The organism is Sphingobium sp. PNB, from assembly GCF_019873065.1.
GTDB classification, from domain to species: domain Bacteria; phylum Pseudomonadota; class Alphaproteobacteria; order Sphingomonadales; family Sphingomonadaceae; genus Sphingobium; species Sphingobium fuliginis.
Window position 1 is genome coordinate 1 of sequence record NZ_JAINEZ010000178.1, and the last position, 3,440, is coordinate 3,440.

3 protein-coding genes are annotated in these 3,440 nt (G+C 61.2%); all 3 read right to left on the reverse strand.

Features of this window, described 5'->3' with window-relative positions; all coding sequences use genetic code 11:
- Positions 1 to 90: 90 nt before the first annotated feature.
- The 3 genes from K7W03_RS26945 to K7W03_RS26955 are packed head-to-tail and all read right to left on the reverse strand — an operon-like array spanning position 91 to position 3,288.
- Complete coding sequence (locus K7W03_RS26945; RefSeq protein ID WP_222888005.1) at positions 91 to 1,098, reverse strand: site-specific integrase; 1,008 nt, start codon at positions 1,096 to 1,098, stop codon at positions 91 to 93.
- On the reverse strand, positions 1,091 to 2,047 hold the full coding sequence (locus tag K7W03_RS26950) for a tyrosine-type recombinase/integrase (protein ID WP_222888007.1): 957 nt from the start codon (positions 2,045 to 2,047) through the stop codon (positions 1,091 to 1,093). Before K7W03_RS26950 ends, K7W03_RS26945 begins: the two co-directional genes overlap by 8 nt.
- A complete protein-coding gene (locus tag K7W03_RS26955; protein WP_222888009.1) occupies positions 2,047 to 3,288 on the reverse strand; it encodes a tyrosine-type recombinase/integrase in 1,242 nt (413 codons plus the stop codon). Before K7W03_RS26955 ends, K7W03_RS26950 begins: the two co-directional genes overlap by 1 nt.
- Between the last annotated feature and the right edge of the window lie 152 nt (positions 3,289 to 3,440).

Here is a 3,440-nt window from a genome sequence, read left to right on the forward strand (position 1 = left end):
AAAGGAATTATGCGAAGCGCCGGATTATGCGCAGGTGCTGGCGGCAAACCCCGAAATTGCGTCGGGGCCGCCGCCATGAACTCCACATAATCAGAGGGACTTAAGGAAGCTCAATAGGTTGTCGGAAGCGTGAAACCGGCCGGGCACGGCGGTGCTTGGCTGCAGCTTCATCAGTGCCTTTTCCTTCATCGCGAGGTCGGCCTCCACGTACATGTGCGTCGTTGCGGTGTCCTCGTGTCCCAGCCACAGGGCAATGACGGTTATATCGACGCCCGATTGAAGCAGGTGCATTGCCGTCGTGTGCCGCACGACATGAGGCGTAACAGGGCGTTCAAGGATGCCTGGATGCTTGAGGCCCGCGGCGGCTACCGCAAGGTCCAGGCGCTGTGTGACGTTGGAACGGGACATTCGGCCACCGCTGCGACTTGGGAAAAGGATGCTATCGCCAGCGGGATCGCCGATCCGTCGGCGCCAGGACTTGATGAGTGCCGCGGTGGCTCGCCAGAGTGGCACACTCCGTTCCTTGCGCCCCTTGCCGCGCAGGTGGACGGCAGGTTGGCCTTCAAGCACAACGTCTCGACACCGGATGCCGGTCATCTCGGAAACGCGGGCACCGGTATTGTACATCATGCTGAAAAATGCCCGATCGCGCTGCCCGGCCCAACTGACCCTGTCCGGGGCTTCGATGATCGCACCGATCTCGGAACGCGACAGAAAACCCACCATTGGCCGATCGAACCGCTTGAGCGGGATCGCCAGCGCTCGTTCAATCACGGCCAACGATGCAAGATCGTGATGCGCCGCGAACTTCAGGAACGTCCTGATTGCAGCCAGGCGTGCATTGCGGCTTCGCACGCTGTTGCCCCGATCCTTCTCCAGGTGGTCGAGGAAGGCGAGCAGCATTGGCGCGTCGAGATCGGGCAAGGCGATGGCACTGGGCGTCCGGTTCAGCGCGGCGGCAGCATAGGTGAGCAGCAGGCGCAGGGTGTCTCGATAGGCCGCTATGGTCTGGGCGCTGACGGCGCGTTGCTGCCGAAGATGATCCACGAAGAAACGCTGCACGAGCGTTGCGAGGGTTGGAGGGACCAACTCAGCCATTGCCCATCTCCCCACATGCGAAATCTTCGAAGCGGTTAGCGGCGGCGGCCATCAGATCGGGGATGCCGGTTAAATACCAGTAGGTGTCCGATATCTTGGCATGGCCGACGTAGGTGGAGAGCGCAGCGATTGCATTATCGATATCGGCGCCATCGGCTTGCCACCTCTGGATGCGTCGACAGATGAATGTGTGGCGGAAATCGTGGATGCGGACTTCGGGATATGCGCCGCGAGCAACGATCCCGGCTGCGCTGCGCAGTCTCTGAAAGGTCCAATGCACGGCACGTGATTTTAGCGATCGTTCCGGCGTCGAAACGAAAAACGGCTCGTCTGCAGCGCGTGAAAGGAATCGGTCCCGCACGGCAAGGTAGTCGGTGAGAGCGCTGGCGACGGTCGAATGGAACGGCACATGCCGCGACTTGCAAAACTTCGTCATCCGAACCGTCAAACACCGGCTGCCAAGGTCTACGTCGGCGCAGCGCAACTTGATCGCCTCGGAAACCCGCAAGCCGGTTGCGGCGATCAAGCCGTATAAGGTCTCGTATGCGGCAGGGCGCAGACCGCCCATGGGTTCGAGGTGCCGGGCTGCGGCAAGCAGCGCCGTCACCTCTTCCTCAGTGTAAATATGCGGGGTGGCGCGGCGCTGGGATTTGCCGAATATCCGGGGTGGCGGAAACTCCGTGGCTGGATCAACGCGCGACAGATAGGTGGCAAAGGGGCGGAGAGCATCAAGGCGACGCGCCCATGCGCGGGGCCCGTCGGTCTGAGCGTGTCCCTTGGCCCACTCGATCACGAGGTCCGGCGTCAGGGAACCGGCGTGGCCAGCGCCATCGAAAAATCGGGCGAAGGAGCGCAACTGGCTCGCACTTGGACCCGTCGTCCGAAACCCCAAGGCCTGACGTTCGACCAGAAAAGCCTCGACGTGTGTTGCCATGATCGTGGTTGTCATCACGCCCTCCCTGGCCAGGGCATCGCGACGGCAGATAGCCGGCTGATATCGATCTTGGTGTAGATCTTCGACGTATCGAGGCTTCGATGCCGCAGGATATCGGCGATGTGCTTCATGGGCGTACCGTCGCGGAGCAGCCGACTTGCGATACTGTGGCGAAGCACGTGCGGATCGGTTCGATGCCATCCACATCGAGCGAAGGCGGCCGTCACCGCGCGCTTGGCGACACCTGCCTTGATGGGAAGGTCATACGGCGCGACGTGACGGACGAAGATCGCGCGGTTGTTGGACTTGGGTCGTTCATGCCGCAGGTAATCTGCGATCGCGTTGCCGGTGACGGTCGGCAATGGAAGGGTGTCGGTGAAATGCGTCTTGGTTCTGGCTATGCGAACGATCCCGTTCCGCCAGTCAATATCGTCGATGCGCAGCTTGACGACTTCAGAGCACCTGAGCCCAAGGTCGGTGATGCACCTCACCATCGCGTAAGCGCGGCGCCGGGACGGCAGCCGATCGTCGAATGACGCGAGTACCGCATCAATCTGAGCGGGTGACAACACATCGGGTAAGGCCGCCAAGCGCCAATGGGCCGCGCGCGGGATGGCCTGCAGGAGCTTGCCCACGTCGTCCCCCAACATCTTACGGAACTTCAAATAGCAGCCGACAGCTCCGCCGGCGACGCGCACGGCACCGGCACTCCAGCAACGACCTTCACCCAAGACAAAACGTCGCACGTGGGCCGGGGCGAGCTTCTCAGGATCAATCTCGTCATCCCCAAACCGCTCAATGAGCAATCGCCGGACGATCTGGGCACGTTGTCGCCGTGTCGTATCCGCTAGACCGCCGACATCGCGCATGTGTCGATCGAAGGCCGCCAACTCGGTGCTGACGCAATCTCTCTGTTCCGCGAGGGAAATCTGACCGTGAGATCGCAGCACTTGCAGCAAATGTCGAACGGCGACCCGCAGCTCGTGGCGCAATTTGCGAACTGGCGGATGGCATGCGCAGGTTGGCAGATGGGTGTCGAGAAACTGCAGCTGGACAGTCTCATCGATCTGCAAGAGTCCCAAACCTTCCTCGGTGACCCACTTCGCGAAATGCGCCACGCAGGCCAAATACACGCGCACGGTGTTGGAATGATACCTGCCAGCACGGAGATAGGAGACATACTCTCCTTCAATCGCTGCAAGGACACTGGTCGATAGCCAGCGGCGTGGCTCTGGCTGCAAAAGATCCGGTACCATAAAATCGCTCCTCTCCAGGTGGTCGGGTGGAGAGGAACGATATTATGTGGAGTGAAAATCAGTCAGGCCGCGCCATAGCTGGCAGAAAACCGCGGGTTGGCCCCATCAGGCAGTGCCCACCTGCGCATAATCCTGCGCTTCGCATAATTGCG